Origin of the sequence: Pseudomonas monteilii (assembly GCA_001534745.1) — a bacterium.
GTDB lineage: Bacteria > Pseudomonadota > Gammaproteobacteria > Pseudomonadales > Pseudomonadaceae > Aquipseudomonas > Aquipseudomonas alabamensis.
Window position 1 is genome coordinate 767402 of record CP013997.1, and the last position, 16442, is coordinate 783843.

The 16442-nt window shown below is 66.5% G+C and carries 12 protein-coding genes and 1 tRNA gene; 6 read left to right on the forward strand and 7 right to left on the reverse strand.

The window, feature by feature from the left end:
* Positions 1-104: 104 nt before the first annotated feature.
* Positions 105-181, reverse strand: a tRNA-Met gene (locus APT63_03450).
* A gap of 241 nt (positions 182-422) precedes the next feature.
* Here APT63_03450 and APT63_03455 point away from each other — a divergent pair.
* The 5 genes from APT63_03455 to APT63_03475 all read left to right on the forward strand — a co-directional run bounded on the left by APT63_03455 (position 423) and on the right by APT63_03475 (position 7204).
* Entirely contained in the window at positions 423-1634 is a 1212-nt protein-coding gene (locus APT63_03455) for a Fosmidomycin resistance protein (GenBank protein ID AMA44742.1), read from the forward strand.
* Between the two features lie 99 nt (positions 1635-1733).
* Positions 1734-2918 (forward strand): MFS transporter, encoded by a 1185-nt coding sequence (locus APT63_03460; GenBank protein ID AMA44743.1) that lies wholly within the window; start codon positions 1734-1736, stop codon positions 2916-2918.
* Entirely contained in the window at positions 2911-3552 is a 642-nt protein-coding gene (locus APT63_03465; GenBank protein ID AMA44744.1) for a DNA-3-methyladenine glycosylase, read from the forward strand. Before APT63_03460 ends, APT63_03465 begins: the two co-directional genes overlap by 8 nt.
* A 107-nt stretch (positions 3553-3659) precedes the next feature.
* Positions 3660-4712, forward strand: coding sequence for a 6-O-methylguanine DNA methyltransferase (locus APT63_03470; protein ID AMA44745.1), 1053 nt, complete (start codon positions 3660-3662; stop codon positions 4710-4712).
* A 59-nt stretch (positions 4713-4771) separates the two neighbouring features.
* Positions 4772-7204 (forward strand): mechanosensitive ion channel protein MscS, encoded by a 2433-nt coding sequence (locus APT63_03475; protein AMA44746.1) that lies wholly within the window; start codon positions 4772-4774, stop codon positions 7202-7204.
* A 21-nt stretch (positions 7205-7225) separates the two neighbouring features.
* Here APT63_03475 and APT63_03480 read toward each other — a convergent pair whose 3' ends face one another.
* Positions 7226-7489: a transposase gene (locus APT63_03480; protein ID AMA44747.1), complete on the reverse strand. Its 264-nt coding sequence runs from the start codon at positions 7487-7489 to the stop codon at positions 7226-7228.
* 243 nt (positions 7490-7732) lie between these two features.
* Here APT63_03480 and APT63_03485 point away from each other — a divergent pair, with 243 nt between their 5' ends.
* Positions 7733-10666: a hybrid sensor histidine kinase/response regulator gene (locus tag APT63_03485; GenBank protein AMA47781.1), complete on the forward strand. Its 2934-nt coding sequence runs from the start codon at positions 7733-7735 to the stop codon at positions 10664-10666.
* Positions 10667-10708: 42 nt separating this feature from the next.
* On the opposite strand, the gene APT63_03490 is transcribed toward APT63_03485, so the two are convergent.
* The 5 genes from APT63_03490 to APT63_03510 all read right to left on the reverse strand — a co-directional run bounded on the left by APT63_03490 (position 10709) and on the right by APT63_03510 (position 16420).
* Positions 10709-12688, reverse strand: a complete 1980-nt coding sequence (locus APT63_03490) for a chemotaxis protein (GenBank protein AMA44748.1) — start codon at positions 12686-12688, stop codon at positions 10709-10711.
* A gap of 282 nt (positions 12689-12970) precedes the next feature.
* Positions 12971-14071, reverse strand: coding sequence for a GTP-binding protein (gene ychF / locus APT63_03495; GenBank protein ID AMA44749.1), 1101 nt, complete (start codon positions 14069-14071; stop codon positions 12971-12973).
* Between the two features lie 22 nt (positions 14072-14093).
* Positions 14094-14678 carry a peptidyl-tRNA hydrolase gene (locus APT63_03500; GenBank protein ID AMA44750.1) on the reverse strand — a complete coding sequence of 195 codons (585 nt, stop codon included), beginning with the start codon at positions 14676-14678 and terminating at the stop codon, positions 14094-14096.
* 78 nt (positions 14679-14756) lie between these two features.
* A complete protein-coding gene (locus APT63_03505; GenBank protein AMA44751.1) occupies positions 14757-15356 on the reverse strand; it encodes a 50S ribosomal protein L25/general stress protein Ctc in 600 nt (199 codons plus the stop codon).
* A gap of 122 nt (positions 15357-15478) precedes the next feature.
* The gene (locus APT63_03510) at positions 15479-16420 is read right to left on the reverse strand and encodes a ribose-phosphate pyrophosphokinase (protein AMA44752.1); all 942 of its coding nucleotides are present in this window, start codon (positions 16418-16420) and stop codon (positions 15479-15481) included.
* Positions 16421-16442: the final 22 nt, after the last annotated feature.

Genomic DNA, 16442 nt, shown 5'->3' on the forward strand with positions numbered 1-16442 from the left:
GAGCATGGCATAGGATGAGGAGTGCGCTGGGTGACGTCGAGTCCGTGTCACTTTTTTCCAGGCAAAAGAAAAGGGCCTACCTTGCGGTAAGCCCTTTTCGGATTTGGTGGCTACACAGGGACTTGAACCCCGGACCCCAGCATTATGAATGCTATGCTCTAACCAACTGAGCTATGTAGCCAATGGCGCGCATTATTCCCTCGTGCGGGGCCTGTGTCAACACTCCTCTCAAAAAAATTTGCACGGTTTCAACCGCTTAGCCGCCTGGACAAGGGTTGTCCGACGAGTAGCACGGGGCTAGACATCCTTAAGAGGAGGGCAAGCGCTGCTGCCCGGGCGCCACGCACGCAAGAAAACAGTAGCGATGTTCCGGACCGATTCCCGATAATCCGCTTCCCTACCTGCGCCGGGAATCCACGCCAATGGCCACCAGCAGCACCTCCACCGCCAGCACCGGTACGGCGAATTCCGCCCAGCCGCTGGTGATGCGCATCATCACCTTCTGTGCCCTGGCGCACCTGATCAACGACCTCATCCAGTCGGTGCTGCCGGCGATCTACCCGATGCTCAAGGCCAGCTACGACCTGAGCTTCGCCCAGATCGGCCTGATCACGCTGACGTTCCAGATCACCGCTTCGCTGCTGCAGCCCTGGGTCGGCTTCTACACCGACCGGCGCCCCAACCCCAACCTACTGCCCCTGGGCACGCTGTGCACCCTGGTGGGCATCGTCATGCTGGCCTTCGTCGGCAGTTTCCCCATGATCCTGCTGGCCTCGGCCCTGGTCGGCATCGGTTCCTCGACCTTCCACCCGGAAACCTCGCGCATCGCCCGGCTGGCTTCCGGGGGCCGCTTCGGCCTGGCGCAGTCCAGCTTCCAGGTCGGTGGCAACGCGGGTTCGGCGTTCGGCCCCTTGCTGGCCGCCGCCATCGTGATTCCGTTCGGGCAGACCCACGTGGCCTGGTTCGGCCTGGCCGGGCTGTTCTTCTTCGGCGTGACCCTGCTGCTGCGCCGCTGGTACAAGGATCACCTCAATCAGTTCAAGGCCCGTCAGGGGCAGCAGGCCAGCCATGGTCTGTCGCGCCAGCGGGTCGTGCTCGCCTTGGGCGTGCTCGGGCTACTGGTGTTCTCCAAGTACTTCTACATGGCCAGCCTGACCAGCTACTACACCTTCTACCTGATCGAGAAGTTCGGCGTGACGGTGGCCAGCTCGCAGTTGCACCTGTTCCTGTTCCTCGGCGCGGTGGCCGCCGGAACCTTCTTCGGCGGGCCTATCGGCGACCGTATCGGGCGCAAGGCGGTGATCTGGTTCTCGATCCTCGGCGTGGCGCCGTTCACCCTGGCATTGCCCTACGCGGACCTGTTCTGGACCACGGTGCTCAGCCTGATCATCGGCTTCATCCTCGCCTCGGCGTTCTCGGCGATCGTGGTCTATGCCCAGGAACTGGTGCCGGGCAATGTCGGCATGGTCGCCGGGATTTTCTTCGGGCTGATGTTCGGTTTCGGCGGGATCGGCGCGGCGCTGCTGGGCTACCTGGCCGACCTGCGGGGTATCGAGTACGTCTACAGCCTGTGTTCGTTCCTGCCGCTGTTCGGCGTGCTGGCGGTATTTCTGCCGTCCACCGATAAGCGCTGAGCGGTCGATTGACGAGGCCAAGGGACTGGCTTAGGGTCCTGCCGGTCGCAGGATCACGGTCGAGCAGGCGCCAGGGCGCCCCGACCTTCAGGAGTGGACATGAACACACGTTTGCTGGCGGGCCTGCTGTTCGCCGTCTCGGTCGTCGGCTTCAGCCTGGGCGCCAGCCTGCCGCTGGTGTCGCTGCGCCTGCTTGATGCCGGCGCCAGTACCTTGCAGATCGGCATCGTCTCGGCGATCCCGGCAGCAGGCATGATGCTGTCGGCCTTTCTGGTCGATGCCTGCTGCCGACACCTGAGCCGTCGGGTCATCTACCTGGGCTGCTTCAGCCTGTGCGCGGCGAGCATCGCCCTGCTGGAGTGGGGCTTCGCCTCCTTCGCCTGGCTGGCGGCCTTGCGCCTGGCGCTCGGGCTCGGCATGGGCATCGCCATCATCCTGGGCGAATCGTGGGTCAACGAACTGAGCCCGGAGCACAACCGCGGCAAGATCATGGCGCTGTACGCCACCAGCTTCACCGGTTTCCAGGTGCTCGGCCCGGCCCTGCTGGCGCTGCTCGGTGCCCACGGCCCCTGGCTGATCGCGATCGTCTCGGTGGCCTACCTGCTGGCGCTGGTGTGCATCGTGTTCACCGTGCCGAATGATCGGGTGCGCCACGAGGGCGACGACACCAGGACCTTTACCCTGGGCGGTTTCCTACGGGTGGCGCCGGCCTTGTGCATCGGCGTGCTGTTCTTCTCCTTCTTCGACGCCGTGGTGCTGTCGCTGCTGCCGGTGTATGCCACCGGCCTGGGCTTTGCGGTCGGCGTGGCAGCCCTGATGGTCACCGTGGTCTTCGCCGGCGACATGCTGTTCCAGTTGCCATTGGGCTGGCTGGCCGACCGCGTGGAACGCACGGGCCTGCACCTGGCTTGTGGCCTGGTGGTGCTGGCGATCGGCCTGGGCCTGCCGTGGCTGATGCAGGCCCAGGCACTGCTCTGGCCACTGCTGGTCCTGCTCGGCGCCGTGGCCGGGGGCATCTATACCTTGGCCCTGGTCTTGATCGGGCAGCGCTTCAAGGGTCGCGACCTGGTGACCGCCAATGCCAGCGTCGGTCTGCTCTGGGGAGTGGGCAGCCTGATCGGCCCGTTGGTCAGCGGCATGGCCATGGGCATGGCCCCTCATGGGTTGCCCATGGCCCTGGCCGCGATGGCCGGCCTGTTCGTGTGCGCGGCGTGGCCTGCCTATCGACGGGCCGACAGGCGCTCGAACCTGGCGCGTGGAGCCGGGGAGGGCAGCGATGCCTGAGCACGACAACGAGCTGACGGCGAACAGGCCCGACGACCATCGCCAGGCCAGCCTGCACCTGACCGCACAGGATGCCGACTGGGCCCGGCACATCGCCGCCATCGGCCCCTGCCAGCACCGCGCGACCCTGCACCGCGAGCCCTTCGAAGCCCTGGTCAGGTCGGTGGCCTATCAGCAGCTCCATGCGCGTGCGGCCGAGGCGATTCTCGGTCGGCTGCTGGTCTTGTTTCCCGGTGTCGAGTTCCCCAGCGCCGAAGCCTTGCTCGCCATCGACCCCCAGTGCATCCGTGCCTGCGGTTTTTCGGCGCGCAAGCTGGCGACCGTGCAGGCTCTTGCCCAGGCGCGGCTGACGGGGCAGGTGCCGACCCAGCAGGAAGCCAAGGCCTTGACTGACGAGGCGCTGATCACGCGCCTGACCGCCTTGCCGGGCATCGGCCGCTGGACGGTGGAGATGCTGCTGATCTACGGGCTGGGGCGTCTGGACGTGCTGCCGGTCGACGACTATGGCGTGCGCGAGGGCTATCGCCGGCTCAAGGGCCTGGACAAGGCCCCGACCCCGGCGCAGATGCGGACGCTGGGCCAGGCCTGGAGCCCTCATCGGACCGTGGCGGCCTGGTACCTGTGGCGGGCGTGAGCCCGTGAGCGAGGGCGCAGCGTTCCTCGATTACCGCGCAAGAACCGGAGTGTTCGCCCCGCCAGGGCCTGTCAGACTGGCGCCATCCCCTTGTGGAGTACCTGCGCATGTCATCCCCACCGGCCTACGTCACCGATAGCCAACGCTGGCACGCGATCGTCACCCGCGATCACGCCGCCGCCGGCCAGTTCGTCTATGCCGTGCTCAGCACCGGCATCTTCTGCCTGCCCGGTTGCGCGGCCCGGACACCCCGGCGTGACAACGTGGTGTTCTTCGAGGGGCCTGCCGCCGCCGCCCAGGCAGGTTACCGGGCGTGCCAGCGCTGCTGGCCGAAGCAGGCACGGGCGCAATGGATCGCCGATGCCTGCCGGCTGCTCGAGGCCGACGAGGCGGCGCTCGACCTGCAGGCGCTGAGCGAACGGTTCGGCCTCAGCGCGGGTTACCTGCAACGGTGCTTCAAGGCCGAGACCGGGCTGACGCCCAAAGCCTACGCCGATGCCTGCCGAGCCCGGCGCCTGCAGCAGGCGCTGGCAGCCGGGCAAGGGTCGGTCACCGAGGCCATCCACGCGGCCGGTTACGGCTCCAGCAGCCGCGTCTACGAGCGTGCCCAGCAGCGCCTGGGCATGCGTCCACGGCAACTCCAGGGCCAGGGGGCGGGCACGACCGTGCGTTTTGCCATTGGCCAGTGCAGCCTGGGCGCCATTCTGGTGGCGCAGAGCGAGCGCGGCATCTGCGCCATCTGGCTGGACGACGATGCCGACGTGCTGCTCCGGCAGGTGCAGGACTGCTTCGCCCAGGCCGAGTTGATCGGGGGCGATGCGGGGTTCGAGCGGGTGGTGGCCGAGGTGGTGGGGTTCGTCGAACAACCGGCGCTCGGCCTGCACTTGCCCCTGGACATCCGCGGCACGGCGTTCCAAGAGCGCGTCTGGCAGGCACTGCGTACGCTGCAGGTCGGCGAGCGGGCCAGCTACCGCGACATCGCCACGCGCATCGGCGCCCCCCGTGCCGTACGCGCGGTGGCCAAGGCCTGCGCCGCCAATCGGCTGGCCGTGGTCATTCCCTGTCACCGCGTGGTGCGCAGCGACGGCGCGCTCAGCGGTTATCGCTGGGGGCTGGAACGCAAGCGCGCCCTGCTCGAACGTGAAGCCGAGGCACCCTGAGCCGGGCAAGCAGCGTAGAATCGGTCGATCGAATGACGATGGACAGAGAGGACACTTCGATGAGGCGCCTACGCCTTGACCGTTTTTGCGCAGGGTTGCTGGCCCTGCTGTTGTGGGTCGCGGTACCGGCCTGGTCGGCCCCCGAGGCACCGGCACGGGTTGCCAGCGGCGAACTGCCGGTGCTGGCCGAAGACGCCAGCCTGGCTCAGTTGAACGACCGGCTCGACCTGATTCGCCAAGGGGTGTCGAGCAACGCCAACGATGACCTGCTGACCCAGTTGCGTCAGGCGAGCCTGCAAGTGCAGCGCCAGGCCAGCGCGCTGGCTGCGCAGCGCACCACCGACATCGCCCGGCTGGACGACCAGCTCAACGTGCTGGGGCCCGTGCAGGCCGACGAAGCCGACACCCTGACGCGCCAGCGCCGCGACCTCACCGCCGAGCGCAAAGGGCTGGTGGCCGAACAGACCCAGGCCACGCAACTGGCCCAGTCGGCGACCGACCTGTCGACGCAGATCGTCAACCTGCGCCGCAGCCAGTTCAACTCGCAGGTCAGCAGCCGTGCCGCCAGCCCCTTGAGCCCGGCGTTCTGGTCCAGTCTGATCCGCCCGACCGACGAAGACCTCACGCGCCTGCGCACGTTGCGCAGCGAGGCGGCCGATGCCCTGGCCAGCGCCTGGAGCCCGGAGCACCGGACGCTGTTCATCGTCAGCCTGGTGGCCGCGCTCCTGGTCTGGACCCTGGTAAGACGGGTGCTCGAGCGCCTGCTCGCGGCCGCCATGCTGCGCTGGATCCCCGAAGGGCGGCTGCGGCGCAGTGCCCTGGCCTTGAGCGTGGCCGTGGCCACCCTGACCACCATCGGCGGCTCGGTCTCGCTGGTGCGCTGGGGCCTGGAAAACAGCGCCACACTGGGTGACAACACCTCGACGCTGATCGACCACATCCTCACCCTGGTGGTGCTCACCGCCTTCATCGCCGGCCTGGGCCGCGCCATGCTGATGCTGCAGCGGCCGTCCTGGCGCCTGCCGCCGATCCCGGACCCGGTCGCCCGTGCGCTGGCCTGGTTCCCCCAGGTGCTGGCATTGGTGCTGATGCTGTTGCTGACCCAGGAACGGATCAACAGCGTGATCGGCACCAGCCTGGCCTTGACGGTGGCCACCAATGGCCTGACCGCGCTGGCCTTGGCGGTCCTGTACGGCGCGGCGCTGATCGGTTACCGGCGTGCCCGCCGCCAGCATCAGTTGCAACGTCCGAGCGGGCTGGCCGGCCTGGTGCCGTTCGTGCTGACGGTCTGGGTGGCGGTGATCGTCGCCGCGCTGCTCACCGGCTACCTGGCGCTGGCCTATTTCCTCGCGACCAAGCTGTTGTGGATCAGCCTCGTGGCCACCTGCGCCTACCTGCTGACCTGCGTCTTCGTCGACCTGTGCGAAACCCTGCTGTCGCCGCGTCATCCAGGCGGGTTGGCGCTGGCGTCGGCCCTGGGCCTGGCGCAGCGTCACCAGGCGCAGGCCAGCACGCTGCTCATGGGCGTGGGCAAGACTCTGCTGCTGTTCACCGCGCTGCTCTTCGCCTTCCTGCCGTCGGGCACCAGCCCCGGCGAGCTGGTCATGAGCCTGGCCGAATGGGACGGCAGCGGCGGGCGCATCCTCGGCAACCTGAACCTGGTGCCTGGCGACATCTTCCTGGCCGTGGCGATGTTCTTCATCGGCCTGTTCGCCATCCGGGTACTCAAGCGCTGGCTGGGCGAGCGTCTGTTGCCGGAGACCGAAATGGACGCCGGCATGCGCGCCTCGCTGGTGACGCTGGTCGGCTACCTGGGCTTCCTGTTCCTGGCCAGCCTCGTGATGTCGGTCCTGCACATCAACCTCAGCAGCCTGACCTGGGTGGTCAGCGCGCTGTCGGTGGGGATCGGTTTCGGCCTGCAGGCCATCGTGCAGAACTTCATCTCGGGCCTGATCCTGCTGACCGAGCGCCCGGTGAAGGTCGGCGACTGGGTCAGCCTGGCTGGCGTGGAGGGGGACATCCGGCGGATCAACGTGCGCGCCACCGAGATCCAGATGTCCGACCGCTCGACGGTGATCGTGCCCAACTCGCAGTTCATCTCGCAGAACGTGCGCAACGTGACCATGGCCAACGCCCTGGGCGTGGTCGGCATCACCCTGACGCTGCCGCTGGACACCGACGCCCAGCAGGTGCGCGAGCTGCTGCTCCAGGCCTACGCCGAACACGACGCGATCCTCGATACACCAGCGCCCTCGGTGTCGTTCAAGGACCTCACCAATACCGGCATGGTGCTGGCGGTCAGCGGATACGTGGCCGGGCCACGAGTGGTGGGCGGCACCCGCAGCGACCTGCTGTTCACCATTCTGGGGCGCCTGCGCGAGCAGGGCATCGCCTTGTCGGCGCCGCAGAGCATGGTCTTGCTCAGCGATGGTACGCAGGCCGTCGGGCCGGCGCCTGCACCCACGACGACGCCTGCGCCAACGCAAGGCTGAGTCAGGCGACCCGTACGGGTTTCACGACCGGTGCGGGTCGCCAGGTGCCGATTCGGGTTCGGGCACGCCGAACAGGCGCTCGGCCACTTGACGGCCAAGCGCCTCGCCTTCTTCCGTCAGATGGATCGATTTACGCTTGCCTGCCGGCTGGGTGATCAGGCCGCGCTCGTGCAGGCGGTCCATCACGCCCCAGTCATAGCCTTTCCAACTGCGGCCCCCGTCGAACGAAAACGTCTCCAGCAGGGCCAGGACTGCGTCGTCGATACGTGCTTTGTCGTATTTCATGACATGCTCCCTGGGTGGTTCGTGCAGGGGGGAGTATAGGGGCAGACTGAGCATCGCCCAAGAAGCGGACAGGCCCACGGGGACAACGCAGGCATGAGCACGTGAGCATTCCCGCCGCAGCCGTGGTCCCATGCCCGCTGCACGCTTGACGCCCGCCCCGGCGAGCCTCACTGTGCGCTACGTGGCGCCCGCAGCGTGAGCCGGCTCGCCAGCGGCAACCTTGATGTGCAGAGAGGACAGACCCTGAAAGACCTTACCCGTGAAGCGCTCGAGCTCGAGGTCGCGCACCTGCGTGCCCTGCTCGAACAGGCGGGAATCGACCCGCAGCACCCTTCGCTCCTGCCCAGCCCCTGTCGCAAAGGTCCGATGGCCTGCGTCCGCGATGCCGCCCGGCAGCGCGCGGTGTTCGACAGCGCCATCGACTTCGCCATCGTCCTCACCGACCCCGACGGCATCATCACCGACTGGAACGCGGGCGCCGAGCAGGTGATGGGCTGGAGCGCCGCGCAGATGCGTGGGCAGCACATCGCCCGCATCTTCACGACCGAGGACCGTACCCAGGGCCAGGTTGAACAGGACATGCAGGTGGCCTTGCAGGAGGGGCGCACCAGCGACGAACGTTGGCTTCTGGGCGAGGGCGACCGTCACCTGTGGGGCTCGTGCGAGATGATGCCGCTGCATGACGAGGCCGGTACGCACCTGGGCTTCATGAAGATCCTGCGCGACCGCACCCGCGAGCACCTGGCCGGCCGTGCCATGGCGCAGACCCGCGAGCGTTACCGACTGGCCGCCAAGGCGACCAACGACGCCATCTGGGACTGGGACCTGGTGGGCAACCACGTGCTCTGGAACGATGCGCTCGAGCAGGCCTACGGGCATCCGCTCGCGCAGATCGAGACCACCGGGCAATGGTGGCTCTCGCAGATCCATCCCGAGGACCGGCAACGCATCCACGACTCGATCCACGGCGTGATCGATGACCAGGGCAGCGCCTGGAGCGATGAATACCGTTTCCGGCGCCAGGACGGCTCCTATGCCGAGATCCTCGACCGTGGCCACGTCATCCGCGATGGCGAAGGCCGGGCCATCCGCATGATCGGCGCGATGCTCGACCTGACCAGCATGCGCCATGCCCAGACCGCCCTGCGCAAGAGCGAGGAGCGTTTTCGCACCGTCGTCGACACCATCGACGCGGCCTTCGCCATCGTACAGGTCAAGTTCGACAGCGACGACAAACCGATCGACTACCGTTTCATCGAGGTCAACCCCGCCTTCGCCCGTGAGTCCGGCGTGGACCTGCGCGGCAAATGGGTGACCGAGTTCGCGCCGGATCTGGAGCCCTTCTGGTTCGAGACCTACGGTCACGTGGCCAAGACGGGGGAGCCGGCCAACTTCGAAAACTACGCCGAAGCCTTCGGCCGCTGGTTCGACGTGCGCGCCACGCGGGTGGGCGATCCGGCCGAGCGCCAGATCGGGATCGTCTTCAACGACGTCACCGCCCGGCGCAATGCCCAGGAGCGCCTGCGTGCCAGCGAGGCCCTGGCCCGCGAGAACGTCGAGCGTGTGCAACTGGCCCTGGCCGCCGGTGCGATCATCGGCACCTGGCACTGGCACTTGCCCACCGACTGCTTCACCGTCGACGAGGCCTTCGCCATCGCTTTCGGCCTCGATCCGGCCCTGGGCCGAAGCGGCCTCAGCCTGGAGCAGGTGATCTCTACCGTGCATCCCGACGATCGCCAGGGCCTGATCGATGCCATCGACGATGCCATCGCACGGGGCGGTGCCTACGCGCATCAGTACCGTGTGCGTCGCGCCGACGGTCACTACTACTGGATCGAGGCCAATGGCCGGATCGATCATGCCGAGGACGGCACCCCCACGGATTTCCCAGGCGTCTTGATCAACGTGCAGGAGCGCCGTGCCATCGAGGCCGAGCGCGACCGGGCCACCAACGCTTTGCGCGCGCTCAACGACACCCTCGAACAACGGGTCGCCGAGCGCACCACGGCCCTGATGCAGGCCGAAGAAAAGCTGCGCCAGTCGCAGAAGATGGAGGCGGTAGGGCAGTTGACCGGCGGGCTGGCCCACGACTTCAACAACCTGCTGGCGGGCATTTCCGGCTCCCTGGAGCTGATCGGCGCGCGAATCGCCAAGGGCCGCGCCAACGAGGTGGACCGTTACCTGCACGCGGCCCAGGGCGCCGTGAAGCGTGCCGCTTCGCTGACCCACCGCCTGCTGGCCTTCTCCCGGCGGCAGACCCTCGATCCACGGCCCACCGACGTGAACATCCTGGTGGCGGGCATGAGCGAGCTGATCCAGCGTTCGGTAGGGCCGGGGATCCAGGTCGAGACCGCGCCGACGGCCGGGCTGTGGCCGGCTCGGGTCGATGCCAGCCAGCTGGAGAACGCCTTGCTCAACCTGGCGATCAACGCCCGCGACGCCATGCCCGAGGGCGGGCGCATCATCATCGAGACCAGCAATCGACGCATCGGCGACGAGCTGGCCATGGCCCTCGACCTGGCCAGCGGGCACTACCTGTGCCTGTCGGTGGCGGACACCGGCACGGGCATGAGCGAGGACGTCATCGCCAAGGCCTTCGACCCCTTCTTCACCACCAAGCCGCTGGGGCAGGGGACGGGCCTGGGGCTGTCGATGATCTACGGCTTCGCCAAGCAGTCCGGCGGCCAGGTGCGCATCCACTCCCTGGTCGGGCAAGGGACGACGGTGTCGATCTACCTGCCGCGGCATCTGGGCGACGTGGTGCGCGACGAAGATCAGGACGGCGATTTCCCGGCCGCGTCCACCGAGTCGGGCGAGACCATTCTGGTGGTGGACGACGAGCCGACCGTGCGCATGCTGCTCACCGACGTGCTGGGCGATCTGGGCTACACCGTGCTCGAAGCGGGCGACAGCCTGTCAGGGCTGCAGCTGCTGCGCTCTGACCTGCACATCGACCTGCTGGTCACCGACGTCGGGCTGCCCGGCGGCATGAACGGACGGCAACTGGCCGACGCCGGGCGCGAACTGCGGCCTGGCATGCGCACGCTGTTCATCACCGGCTATGCCGAAAGCGCGGCGCTCGACGACAACGACCTTGGCCCCGGCATGCAGGTGCTGACCAAGCCGTTCGCGGTGGATGCCCTGGCCATGCGGGTCAAGGAACTGATGAGCCATTGACCCGGCGTCGGGCGCCTGCACGGCGCCCGGTGCGGCCCGGGATCAGGCGTTGACCCTGAAGCGATCCACTTCCCGGCGCAGCTGCGCGGCCAGCCCTTCGAGTTCCTTGGCCGTCGCGGCCAAATCGTTGGCCACCTCGTGCTGCTGCCCGTTGGCCTGAGCGATGCTCTGCAGGTTGCGACTGAGCACGGTCGCCGTGCTGCTCTGCTCCTGGGTGGCGGTGTTGATCAAGGCGAACTGCTCTCCGGCGGCGCGGCTCTGTTCGTCGATCTGGGCCAGTGACTGGGCGACCTGGTCGTTGCGAGCCAGGCCTTCGTGCATCAGCTGATTGCCGTGCGCCAAGGTACCGATTGCCTGTTCGGTCTGCTGCTGGATGCTGGCGATCATGCCTGAAATCTCGTCGGTCGCCTGCCGCGTGCGCCCAGCCAGACTGCGGACCTCATCGGCCACCACGGCGAAACCACGGCCCTGCTCACCCGCGCGCGCAGCCTCGATGGCCGCGTTGAGCGCCAGCAGGTTGGTCTGGTCGGCGATGGCGGTGATCACCCCGACGATGCCACCGATCTCCTGGGAGCGCGCACCCAGCGTGTCCATTGCCGCCGCCGTGCCACCCAGGGCTTCGGCGATCTGCCGCAGCGAGGTCGAGGCTTCGTCCATGGCGCTGCGTCCGACGCGGGTCTGCTGGGCGTTGTCCCGCGCGGTACGCTCAGTGCCCGCCATGTTGTCGGCGATGTCCAGCGAGGTGGCGCTGAACTCTTCCACGGCGCCCGCCATGCTGGTGATCTCGCCCGACTGCCGCTCCATGCCATCGCACGCCGCGGCAGAGAGACCGGCCAAGGCATGGGCCCGCTCGCTGACCTGCCCGGACGCCTGGCGAATGTGCTCGACCATGGTGGTCAGGGCATCGGCCATCTGGTTGAAGCTGCCGGCCAGTTGCCCGATCTCGTCCTGGCTGGTCACCGGCAAGCGTGCGCCGAGATCACCCGCCCCCAGCGCCTGGGCCTGGGTCACCAGCCCGGCCAGTGGCCGCAGCTTGCGTCGCAACAGCCAGAGCGTGGCGGCGATGGCGAGCGCCATGGCCAGCAAGCTGCCGATGGCCAGGCGCAGGCCGACGCTCCAGGTCACTTCCTCCAGCTCCGCCTCGGGCATGCTCGCGACCACCGTCCAGGGGCCTTCGGCGAAGGGCGTGGTGACACTGAACAGGGTGCGCTGGCCGTCCTGCCAGAAGCGTCCCGGCTGGCTGGCCGTCCCCGCGAACGCCTGGCTGGCGGCCGCCGTGTCGCTCACCTCGGCCGGGGCGACCAGCCAGGTGCCGTGCTCGTCGAGCAAGGCCAAAGAGCCGGTCTGACCGATACGGAACCGCGTCAGGTTGGCGAACTGGGTGTTCTGCGCGTCGGTGTAATCGAAACCGACGAACAGGACGGCGATGACCTGACCGCTGCCATCGCGCACAGGGACGTAACGGGTCATGTAGTTGCGCTCGAACAGCACGGCGCGACCGACATAGGGCTGGCCTGACAACAGGCGCGCGTAGGCGGGGTGCTGACGGTCGAGCCGGGTGCCCAGGGCACGGCTGCCATCCTGTTTGGTCAGCGACGTGCTGATGCGCACGAAGTCATCGCCACTGCGCACGAACACGGTGGCCACGCCCGCCGTCATGTCCTTGAAGTCGTCGACCTGCTGCACGTCGTTGTTCAGCAACCGATCGTTCAGGTAGAGCGCGGGCGTGGCTTCCCCGGCCACAGCCACCGTCTCGCCGCCCCGCAAGGCCAGGCCCGTGGCGAAGCGCCGCTCGAACAATCCGCTCAGGCGCTGGGTATTGTCCTTGAGCGAGCCATGGAAGGTATCGAGCTGGTCGGCCAGCAGGCGTGCTTCGCTGAGCAAGTGCTCCTGGCGGGTCTCGAGGTTGGCATCGTTCAACGCATGCAAGGCGAAGAGGGTGCTGCCGGTGATCACGACGGCCAGCACGGCGGCGAGGGCGACGCCGAGCTGGGAGGCGATGTGGGTACGGGGGCTGGGCATGCAAGGCTCCTGGCGAAAAGGCAAAGTGACCGGACTGTGTCGAGCGGTCTTTTCTTGTCCAGGCCGTCCATGTCCAGTTCTGGGGCGCTGGTGTTACTGGATCGACATCGGGTGGGATTTCTTGAGCGGGGCAGGATGTGCGGCACGTGACCAGGCAGAGCGCGAAGCGCTTCGTGACGTGACCCGTAGTGCCAAGGTGCGAGGTGATCGCCCAATGAAAAGGCCCCCCGATCGGAGATCGTGGGGGCCTTCATGTGGCGAGCCGCACGGAGGCGGCTGCCGTCAGACGTTGAAGCGGAAGTGCATCACGTCACCGTCCTTGACGATGTAGTCCTTGCCTTCCAAACGCCACTTGCCCGCTTCCTTGGCGCCGCTTTCACCCTTGTACTGGATGAAGTCGTCATAGGCGACCACTTCGGCACGGATGAAGCCTTTCTCGAAGTCGGTGTGGATGACGCCGGCCGCCTGGGGGGCGGTGGCACCGATGCGCACGGTCCAGGCACGGACTTCCTGCACGCCGGCGGTGAAGTAGGTCTGCAGGTTGAGCAGGCCGTACCCAGCGCGGATCACACGGTTCAGGCCAGGTTCTTCGAGGCCCAGGGCTTCGAGGAACATGTCTTTCTCTTCGCCTTCGTCGAGTTCGGCGATCTCGGCTTCGATCTTGTTGCACACCGGCACCACGACCGCGCCTTCTTCCTCGGCGATGGCCTTGACCACGTCCAGGTGCGGGTTGTTCTCGAAGCCGTCTTCGGCCACGTTGGCGATGTACATGACCGGCTTGCTGGTCAGCAGGTGGAAGCCGCGGATGACGGCCTTCTCGTCGGCGCCCATGTCCTTCATCAGGCTGCGCGCGGGCTTGCCTTCGGTGAAGTGGGGGATGAGCTTCTCGAGGATGGCTTTCTGTGCCAGGGCCTCCTTGTCACCGCCCTTGGCGTTGCGGGTGACCTTCTGCAATTGCTTCTCGCAGCTGTCGAGGTCGGCGAAGATCAGCTCGAGGTCGATGATCTCGATGTCGCGCTTGGGGTCGACGCTGTTGGAGACGTGGATCACGTTCTCGTCTTCGAAGCAGCGCACCACGTGGGCGATGGCGTCGGTCTCACGGATGTTGGCCAAAAACTTGTTGCCCAGGCCTTCACCTTTGGACGCACCGGCCACCAGGCCGGCGATGTCGACGAATTCCATGGTGGTCGGCAGCACGCGGTTGGGCTTGACGATGGCCGCCAGGGCATCCAGGCGGGCATCGGGCATCGGCACGATGCCGCTGTTCGGCTCGATGGTGCAGAAGGGGAAGTTTTCCGCCGCAATGCCCGACTTGGTCAGGGCATTGAACAGGGTGGATTTGCCCACGTTGGGCAGGCCGACGATGCCGCAGTTGAAACCCATGGGTATTCCCCTCTTGGTGAATTCAGGCCTTCTGGCTGTGCAGTTCGCGCATGGCCTTGGCGAAATCGCCGGCCAGGACGTCCGGCAGCACGCCGAGGGCAAAATCGATGCTGGCGTCGAGCTTGTCCTGTTCGGCGCGTGGCGCACGACCCAGGACGAAGTTGGACACCAGCTTGGCGTCACCCGGGTGGCCGATGCCGAGCCGCAGGCGGTGGAAGTCGTTCTGGTTGCCGAGCTGGGCGATGATGTCGCGCAGCCCGTTGTGCCCGCCGTGCCCGCCGCCGCGCTTGAGCTTGGCGACGCCGGGAGGCAGGTCGAGTTCGTCGTGGGCCACCAGGATCGCTTCCGGCTTGATGCGGAAGAAATTCGCCAAGGCCGCCACGGACTGGCCGCTACGGTTCATGTAGGTGGTGGGGATCAACAGACGAATGTCTTGGCCTTGATGGCTGAATTTAGCCGTCAGGCCGAAATACTTGCGGTCAGCGGTCAAGGTGACGCGCTGGGCGCTGGCAATGCGTTCAACGAAAAGAGCCCCTGCGTTATGCCGGGTCTGTTCGTATTCGGGGCCGGGGTTACCCAGGCCGACGATCAACTGGATGGCGGTCACGTCAGGGGCTCTTCCTTGGAGTTGGTGGGTCACCGTGCGTAGGGCAGGGTGACCCGGTCAACGCCGGCGTGCGAGTGATTACTCGGCAGCGCCTTCTGCTTCGTCTGCGGCTTCGACGCGTGGCGCGTGAACGTTGGCAACAGCCTTGTCGTCGCCGTGGGCCAGGGCCACGAACTCGACGCCCTGAGGAGCCTTGAGGTCCGACAGGTGGATGATGGTGCCGATTTCAGCGTTGCCCAGGTCCACTTCGATGAACTCAGGCAGGTCCTTGGCTTCGCAGGAGACTTCGATTTCGTTCTCGGTGTGCGAGATTTCGCCGCCTTTCTTGACCGGTGCTTCTTCGTTGATGAAGTGAACCGGAACCTTGGCGGTCAGCTTCTGGCCAGCGACGACGCGAACGAAGTCGGCGTGCATGATGAAGCCCTTGGACGGGTGACGCTGCATCGCCTTGACGATGACGTTCTGCTTGGCGCCGTCGACGTTCAGTTCGATCACGTGGCTGAAAGCCGCTTCGTTTTCGAACAGCTTGGCGATTTCCTTGGCCACGACGGTCAGGGATTCGGCTTCTTTGTTACCACCGTAGACAACGGCAGGGACGTTGGCGGCGTGACGCAGGCGGCGGCTCGCACCTTTCCCCAGGTCAGTACGCGCTTGGGCGTTCAGGATGAAATCGGTCATGTTGTTTCTCCAAATGAGCCTTCCGGGGGTGCTTGCGACCAGCACGTGACCGGAGAGGGCAAAAAAGCCCCGCCCCGGCGCGAACGTCGGGGCGGGGCGTATGTATCAGCGTGACGTCCGCGTTAGCGGAACATCGCGCTGATCGATTCTTCGTTGCTGATGCGGCGGACCGCCTCGGCAACCACCGGCGCGATATCCAGCTGGCGGATACGGTCGCAGGCTTGAGCAGCGGCCGACAGCGGGATGGTGTTGGTCACCACCAGCTCGTCGAGCACGGACTTCTCGATGTTCTCGATCGCGCGACCCGACAGGACAGGGTGCGTGCAATAGGCATAGACCCGTGCAGCGCCGTGTTCTTTCAGGGCCTTGGCCGCGTGGCACAGGGTACCGGCGGTGTCGACCATGTCGTCTACCAGGATGCAGGTGCGTCCTTCGACGTCGCCGATGATGTGCATCACTTCGGAGTGATTGGCCTTTTCACGGCGCTTGTCGATGATACCCAGGTCGACGCCCAGGGACTTGGCGACAGCGCGTGCACGCACGACGCCACCGATGTCCGGGGACACGATCATGAGGTTCTCGAAGCGCTGGTCTTCGATGTCGTCGACCAGTACGGGCGAGCCGTAGATGTTGTCGACGGGGATATCGAAGAAGCCTTGGATCTGGTCTGCGTGCAGGTCGACGGTGAGTACACGGTCGATACCCACGACCGTGAGCATGTCAGCGACCACTTTGGCACTGATGGCAACACGAGCCGAACGCGGACGGCGGTCCTGGCGGGCGTATCCGAAGTAGGGAATCACGGCGGTGATTCGGGAGGCTGAGGAGCGGCGGAAGGCATCAGCCATCACGACCAGTTCCATCAGGTTATCGTTGGTTGGCGCGCACGTAGGCTGAATGATGAAGACATCCTTACCGCGGACGTTTTCATTGATTTCAGTGCTGATTTCGCCGTCGGAGAACTTGCCGACAGAAACATCACCCAGAGGGATGTGCAGCTGACGTACGACACGCCGAGCCAGATCGGGGTTGGCATTCCCCGTAAAGACCATCATCTTGGACACGCGCAGTACCTGAAGGCTGAGG